Consider the following 25083-nt stretch of genomic DNA (forward strand, 5'->3'; position numbering starts at 1 on the left):
CCAGTCATGACCGAACTCATTGCCATCGCCCTGTTCACCCTGCTGGCTGTCATCAGCCCCGGCGCGGATTTCGCCATGGTTACCCGCAGCAGTTATGCACAGGGCCGCAAGGCTGGGCTGGCTGCCGCCGTGGGCATTGCGCTGGGCGTGCAGGTGCATGTCCTGTACACGGTGCTGGGGATTGCCCTGATCATCAGCCATAGCCCGACGTTGTTCCTGGCCATGAAAGTGCTCGGTGCGGGTTACCTGGTCTACCTGGGTTACCGGCTGCTGACCCGCAACTGCCAGGTGAGTGTGGGCGTGGAGGAAGGACAAGCGGGCTTGCTGGTTGCACTGCGTACCGGTTTCCTGACCAATGCCCTCAACCCCAAGACCATGCTGTTCGTGATCAGCGCCTATACCCAGGTGGTTCAGCCAGGCAGCTCGCTGGCACTGGACTTTGCCTATGGCGGGTTCATGTCATTCGCCCACTGGGCCTGGTTCAGCTTGGTGGCGGTGTTCTTTTCCAATGCGGGATTGCGCAAGGCGATGCTGGCAAGGCAGCAGCTGGTCGACCGGATGATCGGCGTCGCGTTGATCGGCCTGGGCCTGGCCGTGGCGTTCGCCGGGGTGAAGTGAGGGAGTGCGAGTTTTCTGCAGGCAAAGAAAAAGGGCTTACCTTGCGGTAAGCCCTTCGTCTTTGTTTGGTGGCTACACAGGGACTTGAACCCCGGACCCCAGCATTATGAATGCTATGCTCTAACCAACTGAGCTATGTAGCCGATGGCGCGCATTATTCTCTTGAACGGCCCCCCTGTCAACACTCATTTCAAAAAAAATTTGCACGCTTTCAAAAACTTAGCGGCCAGGCACGGTTTCTGCCGGTGCTGATGGGATCGGTCTGCCGGCGACAGGGGCCCTTTCACCCCGCAATGGTGGGGATGAGCCGAGGGGCGGCGATTCAGAGTCAGCCCATTTCCAGGAAATACACGACAGCGCGGTAAAAAGGTAGCTAGGTAGCTATCTATTCCTGATAATCGGGTCCCAGACAACGGACGGAGACTCAGGCACATGGCTATCGGTAGCGCCTCCACGGCATCCACCAGTGCGGCGGCGAGCCACGCCACGCCGCTGGTGATGCGCATCATCGGTTTCTGCGCGCTGGCGCACCTGATCAATGACCTGATCCAGTCGGTTTTGCCGGCGATCTACCCGATGCTCAAGGCCAACTACGACCTGAGTTTCGCCCAGATCGGCATGATTACCCTGACCTTCCAGATCACCGCCTCGCTGCTGCAACCCTGGGTCGGCTTCTTCACCGACCGCCGGCCAGCACCCAACCTGTTACCGCTCGGCACCCTGTGCACCTTGGTGGGCATCGTGATGCTGGCTTTCGTCGGCAGCTTCCCGATGATCCTGCTGGCTTCGGCGCTGGTAGGAATTGGCTCTTCGACCTTCCACCCCGAGACCTCGCGCATTGCCCGCCTGGCTTCGGGTGGCCGTTTCGGCCTGGCCCAGTCGACCTTCCAGGTCGGTGGCAACAGCGGTTCGGCGCTGGGCCCGCTGCTGGCGGCGGCGATCGTCATTCCGTTCGGCCAGAGCCACGTGGCCTGGTTCGGCCTGGCCGCGTTGTTCTTCCTCGGCGTCACCCTGATGCTGCGCAGCTGGTACAAGGAACACCTCAACCAGGCCAAGGCGCGCAAGGCAGTACAGGCAACCCATGGCATTTCCCGCACGCGGGTGGTCGCGGCGCTGATCGTGCTGGGCCTGCTGGTGTTCTCCAAGTACTTCTACATGGCCAGTTTCACCAGCTACTTCACCTTCTACCTGATCGAGAAGTTCCAGGTGTCGGTGGCCAGCTCGCAGCTGCACCTGTTCCTGTTCCTCGGTGCGGTGGCGGCGGGTACGTTCTTTGGTGGGCCGATCGGTGACCGCATCGGGCGCAAGGCGGTGATCTGGTTCTCGATCCTGGGCGCGGCGCCGTTCACCCTGGCACTGCCGTATGCCGATTTGTTCTGGACCACGGTGCTGAGCGTGGTGATCGGTTTCATCCTGGCTTCGGCGTTTTCCGCCATCGTGGTGTATGCGCAGGAGCTGGTACCGGGTAGCGTCGGCATGATCGCCGGCATTTTCTTCGGGCTGATGTTTGGCTTCGGTGGCATTGGCGCGGCACTGCTGGGGTATGTGGCGGACTTGCGCGGCATCGAATATGTGTATGGGCTGTGCTCGTTCCTGCCACTGTTCGGATTGTTGGCGGTGTTCTTGCCGAGTACCGGTAAGCGCTGATATTGGCGGGGCGCGCAGCCGCCCCGACGATTGACGACCTGGCCCCCTTGGCCTAGAGTGCCGCCTCTTTTCCCCAGCCACCTGCGTAGTAGCCACCGCAATGCGCCGTACCCAGTCCCTGCCACACGCTCGCCAGCCTGCCCTGCAGGCCCTGCGTCGTGCGTGGCCGAGCGACACCGTGCTCAAGCGCCGCCGCAGCGTGCTGTTTGCCTTCACCTTTTCGCCACACCTCGCCTGACCTGATCTGCGCTTTCGCGTCGCGCGCCGCCCTGGCGTGCGCGCCTGTGTCTGCACGTCTTTTCGGTTTGCAAGGAGTGGTACATGAACATGCGTTTGCTGGCGGGCCTGTTGTTCGCCGTCTCGGTGGTGGGTTTCAGCCTGGGGGCCAGCCTGCCGCTGGTGTCGTTGCGCCTGCATCAAGCGGGGGCGAGCACGCTGGAGATCGGCGTCCTCTCGGCCATTCCGGCTGCGGGCATGATGCTCTCGGCATTCCTGGTCGATTTCTGCTGCCGCCATTTCACCCGGCGCACCCTCTATCTGCTGTGCTTCAGCCTGTGCACGGTCAGCATCGCCCTGCTCGAATCGGCGTTCGGTTCCCTGTGGCTGCTGGGCTTGCTCCGCCTGGGCCTGGGGCTGGGCATGGGTATCGCCATCATTCTCGGCGAATCATGGGTCAACGAACTGTGCCCGGAACATAACCGCGGCAAGATCATGGCCCTGTACGCCACCAGTTTTACCGGCTTCCAGGTGCTCGGCCCGGCCATGCTGGCCGTGCTGGGGGCCGACAGCCCATGGATCACCGCCGTGGTCACGGCCTGCTATGGCCTGGCATTGCTGTGCATCGTGCTGACCGTGCCTAACGACTATGTCGAACACGAAGAGGGCGACAAGAGCTTCGGCCTGGCCGGCTTCTTCCGCGTGGCGCCGGCGTTGTGCGTGGCGGTGCTGTTCTTCTCGTTCTTCGATGCGGTGGTGCTGTCGTTGCTGCCGGTCTATGCCAGCAGCCATGGCTTCGCCATCGGCGTGGCGGCGCTGATGGTGACGGTGGTGTTCGCCGGCGACATGCTGTTCCAGCTACCGCTGGGCTGGTTGGCCGACCGGGTCGAGCGTACCGGGCTGCACCTGGCCTGCGGGCTGGTGGCGATGGCGATCGGTATCGGCTTGCCCTGGCTGCTGAACATGCCCTGGCTGCTCTGGCCGCTGCTGGTGCTGCTGGGGGCCGTGGCCGGTGGCATCTATACCTTGGCGCTGGTGCTGATCGGGCAGCGCTTCAAGGGCCAGGACCTGGTTACCGCCAACGCCAGCGTGGGCTTGCTGTGGGGTGTCGGCAGCCTGGTCGGGCCGCTGCTGAGCGGCGCGGCGATGGACGTGGCGCCGCATGGCCTGCCGATGGCGCTGGCCCTGATGGCCGGCTTGTTCGTGTGCTTTGCCCGGCAGTCGTACCGGCGTGCGGGGCGTTTGCGAGCATTGGCGGACTGAGGTTGTTCAGGCCGCGTCGATGCTCACCCAATAGCGTGTGTGGTAGTCGACCCGCACCGGCAGGCTGCGGGTGAGCAGTTGCAGGATCTGCCCGGTGTCGTTCAGCTGGTAGGTGCCGGACACCGCCAGCCCGGCCACCTCAGGGGCGCAGCGCAGCAGGCCTGGGCGGTAGCGGGCCAGTTCGGCGATGAACTCGCCCAACGGCATCTGTTGCACGCTGAGTACGCCGTCGGTCCAGCCCCACGGGTCGCTGCGCAGGGTCACCGCCTGGAAGCTGCCGCTGGCCCACACCTGCAAGGTTTCGCCAGGCAGCACCCGACGTGGCGAAGCAGAGGCGGGGAACAGCGTGACATCGCCCCGACGCACCGCCAGCAGCAGGCCGTGGTCGTTCTCGCGCAACAGTAGTTGGCCATCGAGGGTGGTCATTGGGCCGACGCGAGTGTCGATGCGGAATGGGCGCTTGTCGTTGGGGTTGCTGTCCAGGCTTATCTCGCCGCGCAGCAGTTGCAGCCGGCGTTGCCCGGCGTCGTAATGCAGGTCGATGGCGCTGGCGGTGTTGAGCTGGATGTGGCTGCCATCGCTGCCTTGCAGTTGGCGGCGCTCGCCGGTGGCGGTACGGCTGTCGGCCAGTAGCTGAGGCAGGCCCAGCGGTTCACGCGCGGCCCAGCCCAGGCTGCCGCCCACGGCCAGCACGGCCAATAGCTTGAGGTGGTCGCGACGGCTGCTGCGCTGCCGCTGGCTGGTATCCAGGGTGCGCCGGCTCAGGTCGTTGGGCAGCCCGGCGAGCTCGTCGCCGAGGCGGCTGACCCGCTGCCAGGCCAGGGGGTTATGCGGATGGCTGGCCAACCACTGCTGGAACTGCTGCTGCAGACGCGGGCTGGGGCGGTCGAAGCGCAACTTCACCAGCCAATCGATCGCCTGGTCGACATGCGCCTGCGCGGGCGTGCTGTCAGGCGTCGGCATAGCGCAACCGGTAGCAGGCGCCCAGGGCCTTGGCCAGGTCGCGCTCGACCGTGGCCCGCGACACGTTCAGCCGTTGGGCAATCCGCACGATGCTCAACCCGTCGAGCTGGGCCAGCAGGAATGCCTGCCGGGCGCGCGGCTTCAATTGCTGCAAGGCTTGGTCGAGGCGTGCCAGGGTATCGAGTATGAGCAGGCGATCTTCTTCGCTGGGCACGTCGGCTTCCGGCAGGTGGGCCAGGCTTTCCTGGAAGGCCCGCTCCAGCGCGCGACGACGGAACTGGTCGATCATCAGGCCCCGGGCGATGCTGCTGAGGTAGGCGCGCGGTTCCTTCAGTGGCGACACCTGGCGCGCCCGCAACAGCCGCACGAAGGTATCCTGGGCCAGGTCGGCGGCATGCTCGCTGCACCCGACCCGGCTGCGTAGCCAGCCGCGAAGCCAGCTGTGGTGGGCCTGATAGAGCAGAGCGACCTCGGCCGGCTTGAGCATGTCGTTGGTCTGCATCTTGGTGAAGGCCCGGTCCCGTGTGCATGCGATTGTGAATGGTTCTCAATTCTATGCGGGGATGATGCCGCTGGGCAACGGCATGCGCGCAATTAACGCGCAAGAACCGGCGTTTGTCTGGTGCACGGCTGCGCTAAGCTGGACCTGCAATCGACCTGATGGAGGTGCCATGATCCTCGCCGACCTTTCGCCTGACGCCTACCGGGAGGCCACCGAATACCTGGCGGCGCTCGACCCGGACTGGGCGCGGCACATCGCTGCGACCGGGCCTTGCCTGCACCAGGCCACGCCGGGGCGTGAACCCTATGAAGTGCTGGTGCGGGCGATTGCCTACCAGCAGCTGCATGCGCGTGCCGCCGAAGCCATTCTCGGGCGGTTGCTGGCACTGTTCCCGGACAACGCGTTCCCAGGGCCGGAGCAGTTGTTGGCGGTTGCCCCGGAAACGATGCGCGCCTGTGGCTTTTCGGCGAGCAAGATGGCCACGCTTCAAGGCATCGCCCGGGGCCGGCTGGAGGGCCTGGTGCCGACTCGGGAAGAGGCCCTGGGCATGGCCGACGAGGCGTTGATCGAGCGGCTGGTGGCGCTGCGCGGGGTGGGGCGGTGGACCGTGGAAATGTTATTGATCTACAGCCTGGCGCGTGCGGATGTGCTGCCGGTGGACGATTTCGGCGTGCGTGAGGGATACCGGCGGCTGAAGGGGCTGGACAAGGCGCCGACACCGGCGCAGATGCGCTCGTTGGGGGGCGGCTGGCGGCCGTACCGTACCGTGGCGGCCTGGTACCTGTGGCGGGCCTGAAGCAGCGCCTGCACAGGCAACAACCTATCTGGACACTGACCAATGAACCTTTACACCACCCCCGAGCAACGCTGGCAAGCCGTAGAATCCCGTGACCGCGCCGCCAGCGGCCACTTCGTCTACGCCGTACGCACCACCGGCATCTATTGCCAGCCCGGCTGCAAGTCACGCCTGGCCAAGCGCAGCAATGTCGTGTTCTACGATACCCCGGCCGCCGCCGAAGCGGCCGGTTACCGCGCCTGCAAACGTTGCACCGCGTCCACCAGCCCCACTCGCCACAGCCAGCTGGTCACCCGCGCCTGCCGCCTGATCGAAGCCTGCGACCCCGCGCCCAGCCTGGACCAGCTCAGCGCCGAGCTGGCTATCAGCCCGTTCCACCTGCACCGGTTGTTCAAGGCCGAAACCGGCCTTACCCCCAAGGCCTACGCCACGGCCTTCCGCGCCCGGCGCCTGCGTGCGCACCTGGTGGATGGCCAGCGTTCGGTCACCGATGCCATCTACGACGCTGGCTACAACTCCAACAGCCGGTTCTACGAAAGCGCCGAGCAGCGCCTGGGCATGCGCCCGCGGCAATACCGCGCCGGTGGTGCCGGGGCGACCATTCACTTCGCCCTTGGCCAATGTTCCCTGGGCGCGATCCTGGTGGCGCAGAGCGAGAAGGGCATCTGCGCGATCCTGCTGGGGGACGACCCCGAGGCCTTGTTGCGTGAGCTGCAGGACCAGTTCCCCAAGGCCCGGCTGATCGGCGGCGATAGCGCCTACGAACAACTGGTCGCCGAAGTGGTGGGCTTCGTCGAAGCGCCATCATTGGGCCTGGCCCTGCCCCTGGATGTGCAGGGCACTGCCTTCCAGGAGCGGGTGTGGCAGGCCTTGCGCGAGGTGCCGGCCGGTAGCCGGGTGAGCTACACCGAGATCGCCGAGCGCATCGGAGCGCCCAAGGCGGTACGTGCGGTGGCGATGGCCTGCGCGGCCAACCACATTGCCGTGGCGATCCCTTGTCATCGGGTGGTGCGCCGCGACGGCGACCTCAGCGGCTACCGCTGGGGCGTAGCGCGCAAAGCGCAACTGCTCAAGCGAGAAACGGCACTCTCCTGATCGCCTGAAGCCGCGTAGAATCCCCCGCCAAATCGAATTGCAAGAGGAATATTCGATGAGGCGTGTCAGCCTTGCCCGTTATTGCCCAGGCCTGATGGTCCTGATCGCCTTTATGCTGGTTATTGCCAGCCCTGCCTGGTCGGCCAACGCCACGCCGTTATCCAACCTGGCGGTCGCCGAAGCGCCCGTGCTGGATGAAAACGCCAGCATCGAGCAACTGAGCGAGCGCCTGGACCAGATCCGCCAGGGCGTTACCAGCGAGGCCAACGACGACCTGCTGTCGCAACTGCGCCTCGGCGCCGTGCAGGTGCAACGCCAGGCCGATGCGTTGAGTGCCCTGCGCACTGCCGACGTGGAAAAGCTCGACGACAAGCTCAAGGTCATCGGACCGCGCCAGCCGGACGAGGCTGCCACCCTGACCCAGCAGCGCAAGGAACTGGAAGCTGAGAAAAAGGCGCTGGTGGCGCAGCAGGACCAGGCCATCAAGCTGACCCAGTCGGCCCGCGACCTGTCCACGCAGATCGTCAACCTGCGCCGCAGCCAGTTCAACTCGCAGATCACCAGCCGCGCCGCCTCGCCGCTCAGCCCGGCGTTCTGGCAGAGCATCATTCGCCCGACCCAGGACGATGTGGCGCGCTTGCGTGACCTGCGTGGCGAGGCAGCCGATGCCATCGGCAGTGCCTTCAGCGTCGAGCACCGCTGGTTGTTCATTACCAGCCTGGTGGCGGCCATCCTGGTCTGGACCTTGGTCCGCCGTGTGTTCGAGCGCCTGCTGGCCAGCGCCATGGTCCGCTGGCTGCCGGAAGGCCGGCTGCGCCGCAGTTCGTTGGCGCTGAGTGTGAGCCTGGCAACCCTGGGGACTATCGCCGGCTCGGTTTCGCTGCTGCGTTGGGGGCTGGAGAGCAGCGCCGAGCTGGGCTCCGATATCGCCAGCCTGGCCAACCATGTGCTCGCCCTGGTGGTGTTCAGCGCCTTCATCACCGGCCTGGGCCGCGCCATGCTGATGCTGCAGCGGCCGTCCTGGCGCCTGCCGCCGATCCATGACGAAGTGGCCAGCGCGCTGGGCTGGTTCCCCAAGGTCCTGGCGCTGGCGCTGATGGTCATGATGACCATGGAACGCATCAACAGTGTGATTGGTGCCAGCCTGGCGTTGACCGTGGCGGTCAACGGCCTGACCGCGCTGGTGGTGGCGTTTACTTTCGCCGGTGCGCTGCTGTGCTACCGCCGTACCCTGCGCAAGGATGATCTGGAGCGCCCCACGGGCCTGGCCGGGTTGATTCCGTTCGTGATGGTGATCTGGCTGACGCTGATCCTGCTGGCGCTGCTTGCCGGCTACCTGACGCTCGCCTACTTCCTCACTGGCAAGTTGCTGTGGGTCAGCCTGGTCATCACCTGTGCCTACCTGCTGACCACGTTCTTTGGCGACCTGTGCGAAACCCTGTTGTCGCCGCGTCAGCCCGGTGGCCTGGCGCTGGCCTCGACCCTGGGCCTGGCGCCTCGTCACCAGGCCCAGGCCAGCACCATCCTGGCCGGTATCGGCCGTACCGTGGTGCTGTTCCTGGCGCTGTTGCTGGCGCTGATGCCGTCGGGCACCAGCCCCAGCGAACTGCTGCTGAGCCTGGCTGACTGGGACGGCACCGGCGGCAAGTTGCTCGGCAACCTGAACATCGTGCCCCAGGACATCCTGCTGGCGCTGGCGATTTTCTTCGGCGGGCTGTTCGCCATCCGCGTGGTCAAGCGCTGGCTGAGTGAGCGCCTGCTGCCGGAAACCGACATGGACGCTGGCATGCGCGCCTCGTTGGTCACCCTGGTGGGTTACCTGGGCTTCATCTTCCTGGCCATGCTGGTGATGTCGACCTTGCGCATCAACCTCACCAGCCTGACCTGGGTGGTCAGTGCCCTGTCGGTGGGTATCGGTTTCGGCTTGCAGCAGATCGTGCAGAACTTCATCTCCGGCCTGATCCTGCTGACCGAGCGCCCGGTGAAGGTGGGTGACTGGGTCAGCCTGGCCGGTGTCGAAGGTGACATTCGCCGCATCAACGTGCGTGCTACCGAGATCCAGATGTCCGACCGTTCGACGGTGATCGTGCCCAACTCGCAGTTCATTTCCCAGAACGTGCGCAACGTGACCATGGGCAATGCGCTGGGCGTGGTCGGCATCACCCTGACCTTGCCGCTGGAGACCGATGCCAACCGCGTGCGTGAACTTCTGTTGGCGGCGTACCAGGAGCATGAGGCGATTCTGGATGCGCCGGCCACTTCCGTGTCGTTCAAGGATCTGACCAGCAGTGGCATGGTGATTGGCGTGAGTGGATACGTGGCGGGGCCGCGACAGGTGTCGGGTACCCGTAGCGATCTGCTGTTTACCATCCTTGGGCGCTTGCGTGCCGAAGGTATTGCCCTGTCTTCGCCGCAGAGCATGGTACTGCTGCAAGAAAGCGCGCGATCGGCTGACGAGACGGTGTGAATGCCGGGGGCTGCTGTGCAGCCCATCGCGACGCAAGGCCGCTCCTACAGGTATCGCGCCAGCACATGGACTGCGCATTCCCTGTAGGAGCGGGCCTTGTGTCGCGAGCGGGCCGCAGAGCGGCCCCAGCAATCTAGCCCAAACACCGCGTCACATGCTTGACCGACTGATACGCCGACAACCCCCATGGCCCCAGCTCGCGGCCGATCCCGCTGCCCTTGGTGCCGCCCCACGAAGTCTCGACGAACACCGCCTGCACCGAGTTGATCCACACATGGCCAACCTCAAGTGCATCGGCCACTCGCTCGGCGCGCGCCAGGTCGGCAGAGCACACCGTCGCCACCAGCCCGAAACGGCTGTCGTTGGCTTCGGCAATCGCCTGTTCCTCGGTAGCGAAGCGACGCGCGCATAGCACCGGGCCAAAAATCTCCTCGGTCCACAAGCGGCTGTCGTTCGGCACATCGGCATACAACGTCGGGCTGACGAACCAGCCGTCCCGGTCCAGTGCCCTGCCACCGGCCAGGCACTGCAAGCCTTCTTCCCGCGCCGTGGCAAAGTAGCTGGCCACCTTCAGCCATTGCGCCTGGCTGGTCAGTGGGCCCATGTCGACCTGTTCGGTCAGCGGGTTGCCCACCCGCAGGTTTTCCAGGGCCGCCTGCAAACGTGGCAACAGCGCATCGGCAATGCCGTCCTGCACCAGCAACCGCGACGTGGCCGAACACATCTGCCCGGCGTTCCAGGTGATGCCGGCGACAATCCATTCCACCGCCTGGTCGACATCGCAATCATCGAACACCACGATCGCCGACTTGCCGCCCAGCTCCAGCGTCACTGGCCGACATTGCGCCGACGCGCTGCGCATCACCTGGCTACCGACGCTGTTGCTGCCGGTGAAGGACAGCTTGTCCAGGCCGGTGTGGTTGCTCAGTGCGGCGCCGGTCTCGGCCTTGCCGTTGACGATGTTCAGCACCCCGGCGGGCAGGCCCAGGGCATCGGCGATCTGGCCGTAGGCCTGTTCGACCAGCGGGGTGACTTCCGAGGGCTTGAGCACCACCGTGCAGCCCGCTGCCAAAGCCGGGGCGAGCTTCCAGGCGCTGGTCACCAGCGGGAAGTTCCACGGCACGATCAGGCCGACCACACCCACCGGCTCCAGGCGGGTGCGTGCCGTGAAACCCGGGGCGGCCAGGGGTACCTCACGGTTTTTCGACGGCAGTTGCGCGGCCAGCTCGGCGTAGTAGTTGAACGTCGCAATGGCATCATCCAGGTCGATTTCCGCCTCGTGGCGCGGCTTGCCGTTGTTGCGCATCTGCACGCTGATCAGCGCTTCGCGGCGCTGGCCCAGTTGCTCGGCAAAGCCGCGCAGGTAGCCTGCGCGCTCGCTGGCGCTGGTGGCTTTCCAGGCGGGCAGGGCAGCACGGGCGGCAGCCACCGCCTGGTCGACCTGGGCGGCGCTGGCTGCCATCAGTTCGGCGAACGGTTGCCCCAGCGCAGGGTCGTTGACGCTGATGCAATCGCCACCCTGGCCTTCGACCCAGCGGCCGGCGATGTAATGGGAAGTGGTCATGGTCAGTTTCCAGTCAGGCCATTTCGGCAGTGGTTACCGGCGTATGCGCGGCGCTTTTGCAACGCACCCAACGCGGGCCCTGGGGGCCATACACGCCAGCAGGTTCGGGGAACAGGTTGAGCAGTGCCAGGTACAGCACACCGGCCAGGCCCAAGGTGACCGGCAGGCTCAGGTCGATGCCGCCAGCCAGGTCACCCAGCGGGCCGACGAACTGCCCTGGCAGGTTGACGAAGCACAGGCCGACTGCCGCGCTAGGGATCCACGCCCCCATGCCGCGCCAGTTCCAGCCATGCAGGAACCAGTAGTGGCCGCCGCGCTGGCCACGGGTGAACACCTGCAGGTCATCGGCATGGTAGAAGCCGCGGCGGGTGACCAGGCCAAGGATCATGATCACCATCCACGGGCTGGTGCAGGTGATGATCAGCACGGCAAAGGTCGACACGCTCTGCGCCAGGTTGAAGGTGAAGCGGCCGATGAAGATGAAGCCGATCGCCAGCACCCCGATCAGCAGGGTGGCACCGGCGCGGCTGAGCAGGCGCGGGAACACGCTGGACATGTCCAGGCCGGTGCCATACAGCGCGGTGGTGCCGGTGGACATGCCGCCGATCACGGCGATCAGGCACACCGGCAGGAAGAACCAACTGGGCGCCACTGCCAGCAGGCCACCGACGTAGTTGTTGGCGGCGATGTAGTCGGGGGCCTGGGTCGCTACCAGCGTGGCCGTGCACAGGCCGAACAGGAACGGGATCAGCGTCGCGCCCTGGGCCGCGATCACCGCCAGCATGATGCGTGCCTTGGGCGTTTCTCGCGGGATGTAGCGCGACCAGTCGCCGAGGAACGCGCCGAACGACACCGGGTTGCTCATGGCCAGGATCGCCGCGCCGACGAATGCCGCCCAGAAGCCCGCCTGGCCGAGGTTGACGCTGCCGGCATAACCGGCATCGAACGGCCCGGCGAAGGCGACGATGCCGAGCAGGAACAGCAGGCTCGAAGCCCACACGGCCACCTTGTTGACCCACAGCATGAAGCGGAAGCCGAAGATGCACACCACCAGCACCAGGACCGCGAACAGGCCATAGGCCAGGCCCAGGGTCAGGTCGGTTTCCGGCAGGCCGGCCAGGCGCTTGGCACCGCCCACCAGGGCATCGCCCGAACTCCATACCGACAGCGAGAAGAACGCCACCGCCGTGAGCAGCGACAGGAACGAGCCGACGATGCGCCCGTGCACGCCAAAATGCGCGCCCGACGACACCGCATTGTTGGTGCCGTTGAGTGCGCCGAACAGGCCCATCGGTGCAAGGATCAGGGCGCCCACGCCGACGCCAAGCAGGATCGCCCATACCCCGGCCTGGAACGACAGCCCGAACAGTACCGGGAAGCTGCCCAGCACCGCCGTGGCAAAGGTATTGGCACCGCCGAAGATCAGGCGGAACAGGTCCAGCGGGGAGGCGTCGCGTTGATCGTCAGGGATCTGTTCGACGCCGTTGGTCTCGATAGCGGTCGAGTGGCTCATGGTGATGCTCCAGCGCGGTTGTTGTGGGCCGGCGCGGTGCGCGGGCCTTCTTGTGGGTGCGATGGCAGGGCGGCAAGGCCGCAGGAAAAATGCAGATCAGCCCGGGGACAAGACCGACAGGTGCTCGTGGCACGCCAACCATTGGGCGCCGTGGCGGCGGAACACGATGGTCTCGCGTTCGCTCAGTTGGTGCTCTTCACCGGCACTGCGGATGTGCGTGGCCACGTCATGCATGAAGATCGCCACATCGCCTTGCAGGCTGACTTGGGCATTGCCGGATTCGCAGGCGAGCACGGCAAAGCCGTCGGCCTGCCACTGCGCCCACAGTTCTTCGTAGGCACGGCGTGACAGCAGGGGCTGTGGCAAGGTGTGGAACAGGAAGGTGGCGTCTTCGCTGAAGCAGGCGAAATAACGGGCGGTGTCGTTGCTGGCGAACGCGGCAACGAGCTCGGCGGCGGCTTGGCGTACCTGGAGTGTCTGGTCCACGGAAGTGGCCTCACGGTTCTTGTGATTATGGTGAAGCGATTCTGGTGGCGCTCGGCGGGCGGAAAAATCGCTATCGGCAAATAATCAGTTCAGGAATTCATGAAGTGATGGCTGCGTTTTCTTTACCCTCGCGTGCGCAGTGGATTAAGGTGACGGCTGATTCCAACGGGCTGCAGGCAATGAGCGATTACCAACCACCGCTGACGGTGACACCCCGTATTTTGGCGCTGGTTGCCGAGATCAGTGAGCAGGTGGGGTTTCTGGCGGCCTACCGCGATGCCTCGCTCACGCCGCAACTGCGCCGGGGTAATCGTATTCGTACCATCCAGGCATCGCTTGCCATAGAGAACAACACCCTGAGCGTGGAGCAGGTGACTGCCTTGCTGGAGGGCAAGCGGGTTTTGGGTTTACCACGCGAAATCCAGGAGGTTCGTAACGCGTTCGCCACCTACGACGCGATGTCTGGCTGGCGCGCGGAATCCCAGCACGATCTCCTCGCTGCGCACGGCATGCTGATGCACGGTCTGATAGATGATGCTGGCTGCTACCGGCGCGGTGGTGTGGGCATCTATCGGGAGGGCCGTCTGTTGCATATGGCACCACCGGCCAGCCGGGTGGCAACGTTGGTGCAGGATCTGTTGCGTTGGCTGGCGGATAGCGATTGGCATCCGCTGATTGTCAGCTGTGTATTCCATTACGAATTTGAATTCATCCACCCGTTTGCTGACGGCAATGGGCGGATGGGGCGACTGTGGCAGACGATGCTGCTTAGCCAATGGCGGCCGGTGTTGGCTTATCTGCCAGTAGAAACCGTTATTCGTGAGCAGCAGGATGCCTACTACGCTGCGTTGGCCGCAGCCGACCAGGCTGCTGATGCAACCCCGTTTGTTGAGTACATGCTTGAAGCTTTGTTACAGGCGCTTGTCGAAGCAGCCGGGAGCGACCAAGTAACCGACCAAGTAACCGACCAAGTAGCGAGCCTCTTGAAGGTGCTGCCTGCGGGTGTCGCTTTGAAGAGCAGCGAGTTGATGCACCAGTTGGGTCTTTCGCACCGCGCCACCTTCCGCGAAAGCTATTTGCATCCAGCCCTTGCCGCCGGGTTGGTGGAAATGACCGACCCTGAATCTCCTCGCAGTCCCAGACAGCGGTATCGGCGGGTTGCGAAATAGGTTGCTTGCCCCGCTCCTGAACCCACTTCAGTCATCCATTCGTCACTCGACAGGCTTGGGGGCGCTGGTCGTTTCGCAAGCAGTGTGCGCAGCGCCCCGTGCTCAGTTCGCCTCCCGCACGGCGCTGAGAAACGCGCGGGTACGTTCCTGTTGCGGGTTCTCGTAGATCTGCGTCGGCGTCCCCTGTTCATGGATCTGCCCCTTGTAGAAGAAGCACACCCGGTCGGCGAACTCGCGGGCGAAGCCCATCTGGTGCGTGACCATCAGCATGGTCAGGTTGTGCTCGCTGCCCAACCGACGTATCACGTTCAGTACCTCGCCGCACAGTTCCGGGTCCAGCGCCGAGGTGACTTCGTCGAACAGCATCACCTTGGGCCGCATCGCCAACGCCCGGGCAATCGCCACGCGCTGTTGCTGGCCGCCGGACAACTGCGAGGGGTAGTGCTCGAACTTGTTGCCCAGGCCAACCATCTCCAGCAGCTCGGCAGCCCGCTCGCGCGCTTCGGCCGGCTTGACCCCGAGCACCTGGACCGGGGCCTCGATCACGTTCTGCAAGGCGCTCATGTGCGGGAACAGGTTGAAACTCTGGAACACCATGCCGATCTTCGCCCGTACCTTGCGCACATGGCGCTCGCAGGCGGTGACCAGCGCGCCGTTGCGCCCGGGCATGTGGGTGAGCGATTCGCCATCGACTTCGATCATGCCCTGGTCGATGCCTTCCAGCGTCATCAGCACGCGCAGCAAGGTCGACTTGCCCGAGCCGCTGGGGCCGATGATCGCCACCTTCTCGCCGGGGGCGACATCCAGGTTGAGGCCATCGAGCACGGTGAAGTTGCCGTAGCGCTTGGTCACGTCCTTGAAGCTGACGATGGGTTGGGCGATGGCCGGTGCGGGCATGGCGGTGTCCAACGGCAGGGTGGTAGTTGCGGTTGCGAGGTGGGTCACAGGCGCGATCATCAGCGGAGCTCCAGGCGCACTTCAAGGCGCCGCACGAGGTAGGCCAGAGCGACGCTCAAGGCCAGGAAGAACAGGCCGACCAGGGTGATCGGCTCGAGGTAGCGGAAGCTTTCCGAGCCGACGTTCTTGGCCTGCTGCATGATTTCCACCACGGTAATGGCCGACAGCACCGGGGTGTCCTTGAGCATGGCGATCAGGTAATTGCCCAGCGGCGGCAGGATCGGCCGGATCGCCTGGGGCAGGATGACCACCCGGTAGGCGGTCCACGGTGCGAAGTTCAACGCGACCACCGCCTCCCACTGGCTGCGTGCGACCGAATCCAGGCCGCCGCGGTATACCTCGGCCAGGTAGCAGGCGTAGTGCAGGCCGATACCGATGATGCCGGCCTGCATGGCGGTCATGTTGACGCCGTAGTTGGGCAGCACGTAGTAGAGGAAGTACACCTGGATCAGCAACGGCGTGCTGCGGATGAACTCGATCAGCACTGCCACCGGCCATGACAGCCAGGCCTGGCGGCTGCGCCGGGCGATCGCCAGGAACAGGCCGAGCACGACCGCGATGAGGAAGCCGGCAACGGTGATGCCCAGGGTTTTCAGCGATGCCTGCAGCAGGTCGGGCAGGATCTGCGCAACATAGTTCCAGTCCCAGACATTCATGACAGGCTCCCCCGCAGGCGACCACGCCCCAGGCGCCGTTCGACCCGGCGCATGAGCAGGTTGATGACTTGCGCCAGGATGAAATACAGCAGCAGGGTAAGGCTGAAGATCTCCAGGGTCTGGAACGTCGCCTGGTCCAGCTGGCGGGCGCGGAAGCTCAGGTCCGACAGGGTGATCAGCGACACCAGCGAGGTGTTCTTCAGCAGTTCGATCAGCAGGTTGGTACCCGGCGCGATGGCCGCCAGCAAAGCCTGCGGCAGGATGATGCGCCGAAAGCGGATGGCGGCGGGCATGTTCAATGCCGTGCAGGCTTCGTACTGCCCCTTGGCCACCGAGCTGATCGCCCCGCGCATCACTTCGGCGCCGTAGGCACCGATATGCAGCCCGAGGCCGACGATGGCCACCGTGTAGGCGCTGAGTTCCAGGTTGAACGGTGGCAATGGCAACACGAAGAACAGCCAGAACAGCTGCACCAGCAACGAGGTGCCGCGGAACACTTCGATATAGGCCACGCACAGCCAGCTCAGTGGCCGCCACGACGAGCGTCGGCCAAGCGCGGCGAGGATCGCGGCGACGATGGCCAGCAGCGAGCCGAAGAAGGTGACCTGGACGGTGATCCAGGCGCCTTGCAACAACAACGGTATCAATTCACCCATGGTTCGACCTGAATAAGCGGATTACACAGGGAATGGCACGGCAAGCGCCATGCCACCTCGATTCACTGCTGGGCACACAGCTCGGCGGCGGTCTTGTCCGTCACGTTGTTGCGGTCGAAGCCGAACGGCGCGACGGTCTGCAGGTGCTCCTCGCTGCCCAGCCACTTTTTCAGCTCGGCGTTCACTGCATCGCGCAGGGCTTTGTCTTCCGGGCGGAAGGCCAGCGCGCCGTAACCGGTATGGGCCGGGTCGTCGCTGAAATCGCTGATCGCCTCGACCTTGTCGCCGCCTTTTTTCGCCAGGCCCTTCATGGTCAGCTGGGTACCGACGGCAGCATCGGCGCGGCCGGCGCGCACGGCCTGCAGCTGGGCGGTGGTGTCCGGCACCTGGAGGATCTGCGCGTCCTTGACCCCGGAGTCGCGGGCATAGGCGAGGTTGACCGTGCCAGCCATGATCGCCAGCTTCACCTCCGGGTTCTTGGCGATGTCGGCGTAGCTGTGCAGGTTCTTCGGATTACCCTGGGCCACCAACAGGGTGTCGGGCAGGGCGTATTGCGGGTCGGTGAAGATCACTTGCTTGCAGCGCGCCGGGGTGATGTACATGCCGGCGGCAATCACATCGAAGCGCCCGGCACGCAAGCCGGGAATCAGCGAGCCCCACTCGGTGAGCACGCCATCGACCTGTTGGATGCCCATCTTGGCGAAGATGACCTTGGCGATTTCCGGCGATTCCCCGGTTACCCGGCCATCGGTCTCGGTGAAGGCGAACGGGGTTTCGTTGGCGTAGCCGATGCGGATGTGGCTGCTCGCCTTGATCTCGTCCAGGCTGGCGGCCTGGGCGCTGGTGAGCACGGCGCAGGCGGCGCAGGCCATCAGCAGGCGTTGGAACGGGCGTGGGATGTTGAACGGCTGGCTCATCAATGAATCTCCTGTTTGTTATAAAAACCGTCGCCGACGGCTCTGTGTTAGGAGGCAGTGGAGCAAAACAGCGAACGCAGGCTCGGTCGTTTGTTCGAGGCTGCCAGGCAGCGGGTGGTCGACCTTGGGCCGAGCATACAAAAGCTGAAACGGCGGTGGCATTGCACTAGGACAATTGCCCGGGGCGCTTGTCCGGGAGATGCTGTGTCCTGGCCCGGCAAGCGAAGCGAAGATCATGATGCACAGTTGGAAGGCAGCCCTAGATGCCGCGCGCATCGGCGAGTCCAAGTACAAGATTCTGGTGCAGGCGGTTACCGGCGAGATCGAGCGTGGCGTGCTGGTGCACGACCAGCGCCTGCCACCGCAGCGCCAGGTGGCCGACGCCCTGGGTATCAGCGTGCAGACCGTGACCAACGCCTACAAGGAGCTGGAGCGTCAAGGGCTGGTGCGCTGCGAGATCGGCCGTGGCAGTTTCGTCAGCCGGCGCATGAGTGACCGTGTGTCGGATGACATCATCGACCTGCCCGAGCGCACCCTGGTCGACTTCTCCATCACCCGCATCCTCCATACCCAGGTGCATGAGCGCATCTGGCGCGACACCTGCGCCGAGCTGGCCGTGGAGGAGGAGCAGCCGTGGATCCACGCCTACCGGCCGATCGCCGGTTTCGAGAGCCACCGCGAGGCGGCGGTGCGCTGGCTCGACGGCCTGGGCATGCAGGTGGAGCGCGACGATGTGCTGGTCACCAACGGTGCCGCCCACGCTATTTTCCTGGCCCTGGCCTCACTGGCCGGGCCGGATGACGTGGTGCTTTGCGAAGGGCTGACCGACCACGGCGTGATCGGCAATTCCCAGGTGCTCGGCTTTACCCTGAAAGGCCTGGAAATGGACCGCGAAGGTATCAACCCGGAACATTTCGAGGACATCTGCAGCAACGAGCGGGTCACCGCGCTGGTGTGCACCCCCAACCTCAACAACCCCACCGTCAGCCTGATGCCCGACAGCCGGCGCCAGGAGATTGCTGCAATTGCCCGGCGTTTCGGCGTACACATCATCGAGGATGATGTGTACGGGCCGCTGCTCGGCGGGCGCCATGCACGGCCGCTCAGTGCCTATGCCCCGGAGCTGTCGTTCTATTGCACCAGCATGACCAAGTCGGTGTTGACCGGCCTGCGCGTGGGCTACCTGGTGATGCCCAAGCGCCTGGCTTTGCGCACCGAGAGCATCCTGCGGGTGAACAGCTGGATGGCCACGCCGCTGGTGGCGGAAATCGCTGCGCGCTGGATCAACGACGGGCGCGCCCTGCAGCTGGTGGAATTGCAGCGCGAGTTGCTGGGCAAGCGCCAGGCATTGCTGCGCGAGTATCTGGGCGAGTACCTGCGCGGTCAGCATGCCCATGCCCTGGGGGCATGGCTGAACATTCCCGAGCGCTGGGAGGTGGACAGCCTGGTACGCGCCTTGCGCCGCCGGCAGATTGCCGTGACGCCGCCAGAGCCGTTCCTCGTGCGTGGCACGCCGCGGCCACGGGCCGTACGCCTGTGCGTAGGCGCCGAGTGTTCCGAGGCCAAGCTGCGCCAGGCGCTGGGCGATATGCGCGAGCTGTTCGGGCAGTATCCGCAGATTCACGAACTGTAACTGTCCTGCGGCGGCCTCTTCGCGGGCATGCCCGCTCCCCCAGGTTTGTCGCAGGGTTGAGGAAATGCGCGTTTCCTGTGGGAGCGGGCGTGCCCGCGAAGAGGCCAGGGCAGGCAAAAAACAAATTCCCCGGCAAATTGCCCTAGTACATTCATCACGACAATTTTCGCCTCATACACTCGGCCCAACATCAGCTCACTGGTTGGGTCCCGGTCATGTCAGCGCTCTCGCTCCACGATATCTACCTTGCTCGCCAGCGCATCCACGGCCTGGTGCGCAACACGCCGCTGGAGCTTTCACCCAGCCTGTCACGCCACCTGGGCGCGCCGGTCTACCTGAAACTCGAAGCGCTGCAGACCACCGGCAGCTTCAAGCTGCGCGGGGCCAGTAATGCCATTGCTGCGCTCAGTGCCGAACAACGCGCCTGCGGCGTGGTTACCGCCTCCACTGGCAATCACGGCCGGGCAGTGGCCCATGCGGCAGCTCAACTGGGGGTGAAGGCGACCGTATTTCTTTCGCAACGGGTACCGAGCAACAAGGTCCAGGCCATCCGCGACCTGGGTGCCGAAGTGTGCATCGTCGGCCATTCCCAGGACGACGCCCAGCACGCCGCGCAACAGTATGCCGAGCAACAGGGCGCAACCCTGGTTCCACCCTTCGACCACCCCCAGGTCATCGCCGGCCAAGGCACCTTGGGCGTGGAAATCATCGAGCAGTTGCCCGAGGTGGCGCAGGTGCTGGTGCCGCTCTCCGGTGGCGGCCTGTTCGCCGGTGTGGCGCTGGCCCTGAAAAGCATCAACCCGGCGATTACCACCCACGGCATCAGCATGCAGCGCGGCGCCGCGATGCACGCCAGCCTGCAAGCCGGCCGGCCGGTCGAGATCGAGGAGTTGCCGACCCTGGCCGACTCGCTCGGCGGCGGTATCGGCCTGGGCAACCAGCACACCTTGAGCATGACCCAACGGCTGCTCGACCAGCTGCACCTGTTGCCGGAAGGGTCGATCGCCAATGCCATGCGCCACGCCTACCAGCACGAACGCCTGGTACTCGAAGGCGCCGGCGCAGTGGGTATCGCGGCGCTGCTCGACGGCCTGGTGCCGGCCCGTGGCCCGGTGGTGGTGGTGCTCAGCGGGCGCAACGTCGACAGCGCACAGCACCTGCGCGTGCTCAATGGCGGCGACGCCTGAAACCCACGTTTCCCTGCCCTGGAGGTATTCGAATGCCGGCCATCACCTTGCTCAGCGAAGCCGACCTGCGTAGCTGCATCACCCTCGATCGCGCCGCGGTCGATGCCATCGAACAGGCCTTTGCCCTGCTCGCCACGACCAAGGTGGCAATGCCGCCGATCCTGCGCCTGGATATACCCGAGCACAATGGCGAAGTGGACGTGAAGACCGCCTACCTGCCGGGGCTGGAGCGCTTCGCGATCAAGGTCAGCCCGGGTTTCTTCGACAACCCCAGGCTTGGCCTGCCCAGCCTCAACGGCATGATGATGCTGTTGTCGGCGCGCACTGGCCTGCTCGATGCCTTGCTGCTCGACAACGGCTACCTCACCGCCGTGCGCACTGCCGCAGCCGGTGCGGTGGCCGCTCGCTGGCTGTCGCGGCCGGACAGCCGCAGCGTGGCCCTGATCGGCAGTGGCGAACAGGCCCGCCTGCAATTGCAGGCACTGCGCCTGGTGCGGCCGATCACGCAGGTCAGGGTGTGGGGCCGCGATGCGCAGAAGACCGCAGCCTTGTGTGATGACCTGGGGCGCGACGGGCAGTTGCAAGTGCAGGCCTGCGCCAGTGTCGACCAGGCCATGCAGGCGGTGGACATCGCCATTACCTGCACGCCCAGCCGCGAGCCGCTGATCCAGCCGCAGCACCTGCAACCGGGGCTGCACATCACCGCCATGGGCTCGGATGCCGAGCACAAGAACGAAATCGCGCCAAGCGCACTGGCCCTGGTCGATCGCTACGTCGCCGACCGCCTGAGCCAGACCCGCGTCCTGGGCGAGCTGCACCACGCCTTGCGCGCCGGCACGCTCGACGACCAGGCCGTGCTTGCCGAACTGGGCCAGGTCATCGCCGGCCTGCAACCGGGCCGCGTGCACGCCGAAGAGGTCACCCTGTGCGACCTGACCGGCACCGGGGCCCAGGACACCGCCATCGCCAACCTTGCCTTCGAACGCGCAGTCGCTGCCAACAAAGGCCTGGCGTTTCACAGCTGACACCTTTTGCAACCCACTCACAAGAAGGGCACCCGTATGTCACAGACAGTGGTCAACCTGCCGTTCAGCCGGCAGGAGTACGCCCAGCGCCTGGCCAGGACCCGCAGCGCCATGCAGGCGCAGGGCCTGGAGCTGTTGCTGGTCACCGATCCCTCGAACATGGCCTGGCTTACCGGCTATGACGGCTGGTCGTTCTACGTGCACCAGTGCGTGCTGCTGGCGCTCGACGGCGAGCCGATCTGGTTCGGCCGCGGGCAGGACGCCAACGGTGCCAAGCGCACGGTGTTCATGCAGCACGACAACATCGTTGGCTACCCGGACATCTACGTGCAGTCACGCGAGCGCCACCCGATGGACTACCTGTGCCAGGAAGTGATTCTGGCCAAGGGCTGGGGCGGCCTGAGCATTGGCGTGGAGATGGACAACTACTACTTCAGCGCGGCGGCCTACCAGGCCCTGTGCAAGCACTTGCCGCAGGCGCGTTTCAGCGATGCCGCCGGGTTGGTCAACTGGCAACGGGCGGTCAAGTCGCCGCAGGAAATCCAGTACATGCGCATTGCCGCGCGCATCGTCGAGAAGATGCACGGGTGCATCCTCGAACGTATCGAGCCCGGCATGCGCAAGAACGAGCTGGTGGCCGAGATCTACCGCAGCGGCATCCTCGGTGTCGATGGCCACGGCGGCGACTACCCGGCGATCGTGCCGCTGCTGCCGACCGGCGCGGACGCCAGTGCGCCGCACCTGACCTGGGACGATTCACCGTTTGCCCGGGGCGCCGGTACCTTCTTCGAGATCGCCGGCTGCTACAAGCGCTACCACTGCCCGCTGTCGCGCACGGTTTACCTGGGCAAGCCGCCGCAGCATTTCCTCGACGGCGAAAAGGCGGTGGTCGAAGGCATTGCGGCCGGCCTCGATGCCGCGCGGCCGGGCAACACCACCGGTGACATCGCCCGGGCGTTCTTCGGCGTGCTGGAGAAGTTCGGCATCCACAAGGACAGCCGCTGTGGCTACCCGATCGGTATCAGCTATCCGCCAGACTGGGGCGAGCGGACCATGAGCCTGCGCCCGAGCGACACCAGCGTGTTGCAACCGGGCATGACCTTCCACTTCATGCCGGGGCTGTGGATGGACGACTGGGGCCTGGAAATCACCGAAAGCATCCTCATCACCGAGACCGGGGTCGAGACCCTGTGCAACGTGCCGCGCCAGCTGTTCGTGAAGGACTGACCCATGAATGCGATCGCACAGGCCGCCACCTCGGTGGCCAATCCCATCAGCTGTAACCTGGACTTCGAGCAGGACGGCGTGCAGCACGGTTTTCTCAAGCTGCCGTACTCGCGTGACGACTCGGCCTGGGGCGCGGTGATGATCCCGCTGACGGTGGTCCGCAATGGCAACGGCCCGACCGCCTTGCTCACCGGCGGCAACCACGGCGACGAATACGAGGGCCCGGTGGCGCTGAGCAAGCTGGCCCAGCAGCTGCAGGCCGGGCAGGTGCGCGGGCGGGTGATCATCGTGCCGTTCATGAACACGCCGGCGTTCCACGCCGGTACCCGCACCTCGCCGATCGACCGCGGCAATCTCAACCGCAGCTTCCCGGGCCGCGCGGATGGCAGCGTGACGGAAAAGATCGCCGATTACTTCCGCCGCACCTTGCTACCGTTGGCCGATATCGTGCTGGACATCCATTCCGGTGGCCGCACCCTCGACTTCCTGCCGTTCGCCGCTTGCCATGTACTGGCCGACAAGGCCCAGCAGGCCCGCTGTGAAGCCGCCATGCTGGCCTTCGCCGCGCCCTACAGCATGCGCATGCTCGAGCTGGATGCACAGGCGATGTACGACACCGCGGCGGAGGAGCAGGGCAAGGTGTTCGTCACCACCGAGCTGGGCGGTGGCGGCACCTCCACGGCAAAAAGCGTGGCCCTGGCCGAACGCGGTGTGCGCAACCTGCTGATTCACGCCGGCATCCTCGCGGGCGAAAGAGAGCAGGGCGAGACCACCCTGCTCGACATGCCCGATGGCGACTGCTTCATCGCCAGCGAGCACGACGGCCTGCTGGAGATGTGTCGCGACCTGGGCGAGACGGTCAGCCAGGGCGAAGTGATCGCGCGAATCCATGACATCCGCCGCACCGGCAGCGCCCCGGTCGAATATCGCGCCAGGCGAACGGGCCTGCTCGCCGCCCGGCACTTCCCCGGGCTTGTGCAGTGTGGCGACACCCTGGCGGTGATCGCCGACGTACTGGCCTGAAGCGGGCGCCACGACAACGAGGTATGGAGAACAGTCATGTCACACCACTACCCATTCAACAGCCTATGCTACGTCGATGGCCAATGGCTGCACAGCAATAGCGGCAACAGCATCGCCGTGCATGACCCGGCCAGCCGCCAGGTCATCGGCCATGTGCCGCTGCTCGAGCACGAGCAGATCGTCGCTGCGGTGGATGCTGCGCAGCAGGCCTTTGCCGCCTGGCGCCAGCAGAGCCTGGATAGCCGCGCCGCGCTGTTGCGGCGCTGGGCCGAGCTGATGCTGGAGCATCAGGAAGCGCTGGCGCGCATCCTCAGTACCGAGCAGGGCAAGCCGCTGGCCGAAGCACGCGGCGAGATCGCCTACGCAGCAAGCTTCATCCCCTGGTTTGCCGAAGAGGCCCGGCGCCTCAACGGGCAGACCATCCCCAGCCATATTCCTGGCGCGCAGCTGAGCACGCTGAAGGAGCCTGTCGGCGTCTGCGCACTGCTCACTCCCTGGAACTTCCCCAGCGCCATGATCACTCGCAAGGCGGCTGCAGCGTTGGCTGCCGGCTGCACCGTGGTGGTCAAGCCGGCCCATGAGACGCCGTTTTCGGCGCTGGCCCTGGCCCAGCTGGCGGAGGACGCCGGCTTCCCACCGGGGGTGTTCAACGTGGTCATCGGCGAGCCGCAGATGGTCATGGAAACCCTGGTCCGCGACAGCCGGGTGCGGGCGGTCAGCTTCACCGGCTCGACCCGGGTCGGCAAGCTGGTGCTGCAGGCCGCGGCGCAGGATGTGAAGAAAGTGGCGCTGGAACTGGGCGGCAATGCACCGTTCATCGTCTGCGCCGATGCCGACCTCGAACTGGCCGTGCGGGTGGCCGTGGCGGCCAAGTTCCAGACCTCTGGCCAGGACTGCTGCGCTGCCAACCGGATCATGGTGCAACGGCCGCTGTACGAAGCCTTCCTGGCGCGCTTCGCCGAAGCGGTACGGGCGCTGAAGGTTGGCCCGGCCATGGTCGATGGCGAGGCAACGACGGCAGAGGTCGGCCCGCTGATGCACCAGGCCGCCTTCGATGCCACCCAGGCCCGGGTCGAGGACGCCCTGCAGCGTGGCGCGCGGCGGCTGGTCGGCGGCGAAGGGCATGCGCTGGGAGGCTGGTTCTTCCAGCCGACGGTGTTGGCCGATGTGACCCCGGCGATGCGCATCTACCAGGAAGAAAACTTCGCGCCGATTGCCGGGGTCATGCCGTTCGACACGCTGGAGCAGGCCATCACCCTGGCCAACGACACCGAGTACGGCCTGGCGGCCTACATCGTCGGCAATCGCCTCGATGTGGTGCACCCGCTGGTGCGCCGCCTCGACCACGCGATGGTGGCGATCAACGGCGTCAAGTTCACCGGCCACCCCATCCCGTTCGGCGGCATGAAGGCTTCCGGCCTGGGCCGCGAGGGCGGTAGCGAAGGCTTCGAGCCCTTCGTCGAGACCAAATACGTTTGCCTGCACCACCACGGTCAGTTCTAA

The 25083-nt window shown here is 65.4% G+C and carries 23 protein-coding genes and 1 tRNA gene; 14 read left to right on the forward strand and 10 right to left on the reverse strand.

The window, feature by feature from the left end:
• The first annotated feature begins 6 nt into the window (after positions 1 to 6).
• The gene (locus HG549_RS03770) at positions 7 to 618 is read left to right on the forward strand and encodes a LysE family translocator (RefSeq protein ID WP_170028216.1); all 612 of its coding nucleotides are present in this window, start codon (positions 7 to 9) and stop codon (positions 616 to 618) included.
• A gap of 66 nt (positions 619 to 684) precedes the next feature.
• Here HG549_RS03770 and HG549_RS03775 read toward each other — a convergent pair.
• A tRNA-Met gene (locus tag HG549_RS03775) sits at positions 685 to 761 on the reverse strand.
• A 289-nt stretch (positions 762 to 1050) separates the two neighbouring features.
• Here HG549_RS03775 and HG549_RS03780 point away from each other — a divergent pair.
• From HG549_RS03780 to HG549_RS03790, 3 genes are all read left to right on the forward strand, one after another.
• Positions 1051 to 2265 carry an MFS transporter gene (locus HG549_RS03780; protein ID WP_170028217.1) on the forward strand — a complete coding sequence of 405 codons (1215 nt, stop codon included), beginning with the start codon at positions 1051 to 1053 and terminating at the stop codon, positions 2263 to 2265.
• Positions 2266 to 2365: 100 nt separating this feature from the next.
• On the forward strand, positions 2366 to 2503 hold the full coding sequence (locus HG549_RS03785) for a hypothetical protein (protein WP_019437911.1): 138 nt from the start codon (positions 2366 to 2368) through the stop codon (positions 2501 to 2503).
• An 83-nt stretch (positions 2504 to 2586) separates the two neighbouring features.
• A complete protein-coding gene (locus HG549_RS03790) occupies positions 2587 to 3744 on the forward strand; it encodes an MFS transporter (RefSeq protein WP_170028218.1) in 1158 nt (385 codons plus the stop codon).
• A gap of 6 nt (positions 3745 to 3750) precedes the next feature.
• On the opposite strand, the gene HG549_RS03795 is transcribed toward HG549_RS03790, so the two are convergent.
• Positions 3751 to 4707 carry a FecR domain-containing protein gene (locus HG549_RS03795; protein WP_170028219.1) on the reverse strand — a complete coding sequence of 319 codons (957 nt, stop codon included), beginning with the start codon at positions 4705 to 4707 and terminating at the stop codon, positions 3751 to 3753.
• Positions 4694 to 5209 carry a sigma-70 family RNA polymerase sigma factor gene (locus HG549_RS03800; RefSeq protein ID WP_170028220.1) on the reverse strand — a complete coding sequence of 172 codons (516 nt, stop codon included), beginning with the start codon at positions 5207 to 5209 and terminating at the stop codon, positions 4694 to 4696. The genes HG549_RS03795 and HG549_RS03800 overlap by 14 nt, the downstream gene beginning before the upstream one ends.
• A gap of 169 nt (positions 5210 to 5378) precedes the next feature.
• Here HG549_RS03800 and HG549_RS03805 point away from each other — a divergent pair, with 169 nt between their 5' ends.
• From HG549_RS03805 to HG549_RS03815, 3 genes are read left to right on the forward strand one after another with little or no spacing between them, the layout of a single operon-like run.
• Complete coding sequence (locus tag HG549_RS03805; RefSeq protein ID WP_170028221.1) at positions 5379 to 6005, forward strand: DNA-3-methyladenine glycosylase; 627 nt, start codon at positions 5379 to 5381, stop codon at positions 6003 to 6005.
• Between the two features lie 42 nt (positions 6006 to 6047).
• The gene (gene ada / locus HG549_RS03810) at positions 6048 to 7100 is read left to right on the forward strand and encodes a bifunctional DNA-binding transcriptional regulator/O6-methylguanine-DNA methyltransferase Ada (RefSeq protein WP_170028222.1); all 1053 of its coding nucleotides are present in this window, start codon (positions 6048 to 6050) and stop codon (positions 7098 to 7100) included.
• A gap of 55 nt (positions 7101 to 7155) precedes the next feature.
• The gene (locus tag HG549_RS03815) at positions 7156 to 9567 is read left to right on the forward strand and encodes a DUF3772 domain-containing protein (protein ID WP_170028223.1); all 2412 of its coding nucleotides are present in this window, start codon (positions 7156 to 7158) and stop codon (positions 9565 to 9567) included.
• A 133-nt stretch (positions 9568 to 9700) separates the two neighbouring features.
• Here the strand turns inward: HG549_RS03815 and HG549_RS03820 are convergent, their stop codons facing one another.
• From HG549_RS03820 to HG549_RS03830, 3 genes are all read right to left on the reverse strand, one after another.
• A complete protein-coding gene (locus HG549_RS03820) occupies positions 9701 to 11131 on the reverse strand; it encodes an aldehyde dehydrogenase family protein (RefSeq protein WP_170028224.1) in 1431 nt (476 codons plus the stop codon).
• Positions 11132 to 11144: 13 nt separating this feature from the next.
• A complete protein-coding gene (locus tag HG549_RS03825) occupies positions 11145 to 12644 on the reverse strand; it encodes a cytosine permease (protein WP_170028225.1) in 1500 nt (499 codons plus the stop codon).
• 96 nt (positions 12645 to 12740) lie between these two features.
• A complete protein-coding gene (locus HG549_RS03830) occupies positions 12741 to 13130 on the reverse strand; it encodes a nuclear transport factor 2 family protein (RefSeq protein ID WP_170028226.1) in 390 nt (129 codons plus the stop codon).
• 179 nt (positions 13131 to 13309) lie between these two features.
• Here HG549_RS03830 and HG549_RS03835 point away from each other — a divergent pair, with 179 nt between their 5' ends.
• Positions 13310 to 14299: a Fic family protein gene (locus HG549_RS03835; protein ID WP_170034026.1), complete on the forward strand. Its 990-nt coding sequence runs from the start codon at positions 13310 to 13312 to the stop codon at positions 14297 to 14299.
• A 102-nt stretch (positions 14300 to 14401) separates the two neighbouring features.
• Here the strand turns inward: HG549_RS03835 and ehuA are convergent, their stop codons facing one another.
• The 4 genes from ehuA to ehuB form a co-directional block, all read right to left on the reverse strand.
• A complete protein-coding gene (gene ehuA, locus HG549_RS03840; RefSeq protein ID WP_170034028.1) occupies positions 14402 to 15196 on the reverse strand; it encodes an ectoine/hydroxyectoine ABC transporter ATP-binding protein EhuA in 795 nt (264 codons plus the stop codon).
• Between the two features lie 59 nt (positions 15197 to 15255).
• The gene (gene ehuD / locus HG549_RS03845) at positions 15256 to 15912 is read right to left on the reverse strand and encodes an ectoine/hydroxyectoine ABC transporter permease subunit EhuD (RefSeq protein ID WP_170028227.1); all 657 of its coding nucleotides are present in this window, start codon (positions 15910 to 15912) and stop codon (positions 15256 to 15258) included.
• A complete protein-coding gene (ehuC, locus tag HG549_RS03850; RefSeq protein WP_170028228.1) occupies positions 15909 to 16568 on the reverse strand; it encodes an ectoine/hydroxyectoine ABC transporter permease subunit EhuC in 660 nt (219 codons plus the stop codon). Before ehuC ends, ehuD begins: the two co-directional genes overlap by 4 nt.
• Positions 16569 to 16630: 62 nt before the next feature.
• Complete coding sequence (gene ehuB, locus HG549_RS03855) at positions 16631 to 17485, reverse strand: ectoine/hydroxyectoine ABC transporter substrate-binding protein EhuB (protein ID WP_170028229.1); 855 nt, start codon at positions 17483 to 17485, stop codon at positions 16631 to 16633.
• Between the two features lie 238 nt (positions 17486 to 17723).
• On the opposite strand from ehuB, the gene HG549_RS03860 reads away from it, so the two are divergent.
• The 6 genes from HG549_RS03860 to HG549_RS03885 all read left to right on the forward strand — a co-directional run bounded on the left by HG549_RS03860 (position 17724) and on the right by HG549_RS03885 (position 25083).
• Positions 17724 to 19118 (forward strand): PLP-dependent aminotransferase family protein, encoded by a 1395-nt coding sequence (locus HG549_RS03860; RefSeq protein WP_170034030.1) that lies wholly within the window; start codon positions 17724 to 17726, stop codon positions 19116 to 19118.
• 215 nt (positions 19119 to 19333) lie between these two features.
• Entirely contained in the window at positions 19334 to 20305 is a 972-nt protein-coding gene (gene eutB / locus HG549_RS03865) for a hydroxyectoine utilization dehydratase EutB (protein ID WP_170028230.1), read from the forward strand.
• 32 nt (positions 20306 to 20337) lie between these two features.
• The gene (locus HG549_RS03870; RefSeq protein WP_170028231.1) at positions 20338 to 21330 is read left to right on the forward strand and encodes a cyclodeaminase; all 993 of its coding nucleotides are present in this window, start codon (positions 20338 to 20340) and stop codon (positions 21328 to 21330) included.
• Between the two features lie 36 nt (positions 21331 to 21366).
• Positions 21367 to 22557 carry an ectoine hydrolase DoeA gene (doeA, locus tag HG549_RS03875; RefSeq protein ID WP_170028232.1) on the forward strand — a complete coding sequence of 397 codons (1191 nt, stop codon included), beginning with the start codon at positions 21367 to 21369 and terminating at the stop codon, positions 22555 to 22557.
• 3 nt (positions 22558 to 22560) lie between these two features.
• Entirely contained in the window at positions 22561 to 23580 is a 1020-nt protein-coding gene (gene doeB, locus HG549_RS03880) for a N(2)-acetyl-L-2,4-diaminobutanoate deacetylase DoeB (protein WP_170028233.1), read from the forward strand.
• Positions 23581 to 23616: 36 nt separating this feature from the next.
• Positions 23617 to 25083, forward strand: a complete 1467-nt coding sequence (locus tag HG549_RS03885; RefSeq protein ID WP_170028234.1) for an NAD-dependent succinate-semialdehyde dehydrogenase — start codon at positions 23617 to 23619, stop codon at positions 25081 to 25083.

Source organism: Pseudomonas sp. SK (assembly GCF_012975065.1).
Classification (GTDB): domain Bacteria; phylum Pseudomonadota; class Gammaproteobacteria; order Pseudomonadales; family Pseudomonadaceae; genus Aquipseudomonas; species Aquipseudomonas anuradhapurensis.

Coding starts and splice junctions, on each gene's coding strand:
- HG549_RS03770 (WP_170028216.1), top strand. CDS start 7: ATGACCGAACTCATTGCCATCGCCCTGTTCACCCTGCTGGCTGTCATC.
- HG549_RS03780 (WP_170028217.1), top strand. CDS start 1,051: ATGGCTATCGGTAGCGCCTCCACGGCATCCACCAGTGCGGCGGCGAGC.
- HG549_RS03785 (WP_019437911.1), top strand. CDS start 2,366: ATGCGCCGTACCCAGTCCCTGCCACACGCTCGCCAGCCTGCCCTGCAG.
- HG549_RS03790 (WP_170028218.1), top strand. CDS start 2,587: ATGAACATGCGTTTGCTGGCGGGCCTGTTGTTCGCCGTCTCGGTGGTG.
- HG549_RS03795 (WP_170028219.1), bottom strand. CDS start 4,707: ATGCCGACGCCTGACAGCACGCCCGCGCAGGCGCATGTCGACCAGGCG.
- HG549_RS03800 (WP_170028220.1), bottom strand. CDS start 5,209: ATGCAGACCAACGACATGCTCAAGCCGGCCGAGGTCGCTCTGCTCTAT.
- HG549_RS03805 (WP_170028221.1), top strand. CDS start 5,379: ATGATCCTCGCCGACCTTTCGCCTGACGCCTACCGGGAGGCCACCGAA.
- ada (WP_170028222.1), top strand. CDS start 6,048: ATGAACCTTTACACCACCCCCGAGCAACGCTGGCAAGCCGTAGAATCC.
- HG549_RS03815 (WP_170028223.1), top strand. CDS start 7,156: ATGAGGCGTGTCAGCCTTGCCCGTTATTGCCCAGGCCTGATGGTCCTG.
- HG549_RS03820 (WP_170028224.1), bottom strand. CDS start 11,131: ATGACCACTTCCCATTACATCGCCGGCCGCTGGGTCGAAGGCCAGGGT.
- HG549_RS03825 (WP_170028225.1), bottom strand. CDS start 12,644: ATGAGCCACTCGACCGCTATCGAGACCAACGGCGTCGAACAGATCCCT.
- HG549_RS03835 (WP_170034026.1), top strand. CDS start 13,310: ATGAGCGATTACCAACCACCGCTGACGGTGACACCCCGTATTTTGGCG.
- ehuA (WP_170034028.1), bottom strand. CDS start 15,196: ATGCCCGCACCGGCCATCGCCCAACCCATCGTCAGCTTCAAGGACGTG.
- ehuD (WP_170028227.1), bottom strand. CDS start 15,912: ATGAATGTCTGGGACTGGAACTATGTTGCGCAGATCCTGCCCGACCTG.
- ehuC (WP_170028228.1), bottom strand. CDS start 16,568: ATGGGTGAATTGATACCGTTGTTGTTGCAAGGCGCCTGGATCACCGTC.
- ehuB (WP_170028229.1), bottom strand. CDS start 17,485: ATGAGCCAGCCGTTCAACATCCCACGCCCGTTCCAACGCCTGCTGATG.
- HG549_RS03860 (WP_170034030.1), top strand. CDS start 17,724: ATGCACAGTTGGAAGGCAGCCCTAGATGCCGCGCGCATCGGCGAGTCC.
- eutB (WP_170028230.1), top strand. CDS start 19,334: ATGTCAGCGCTCTCGCTCCACGATATCTACCTTGCTCGCCAGCGCATC.
- HG549_RS03870 (WP_170028231.1), top strand. CDS start 20,338: ATGCCGGCCATCACCTTGCTCAGCGAAGCCGACCTGCGTAGCTGCATC.
- doeA (WP_170028232.1), top strand. CDS start 21,367: ATGTCACAGACAGTGGTCAACCTGCCGTTCAGCCGGCAGGAGTACGCC.
- doeB (WP_170028233.1), top strand. CDS start 22,561: ATGAATGCGATCGCACAGGCCGCCACCTCGGTGGCCAATCCCATCAGC.
- HG549_RS03885 (WP_170028234.1), top strand. CDS start 23,617: ATGTCACACCACTACCCATTCAACAGCCTATGCTACGTCGATGGCCAA.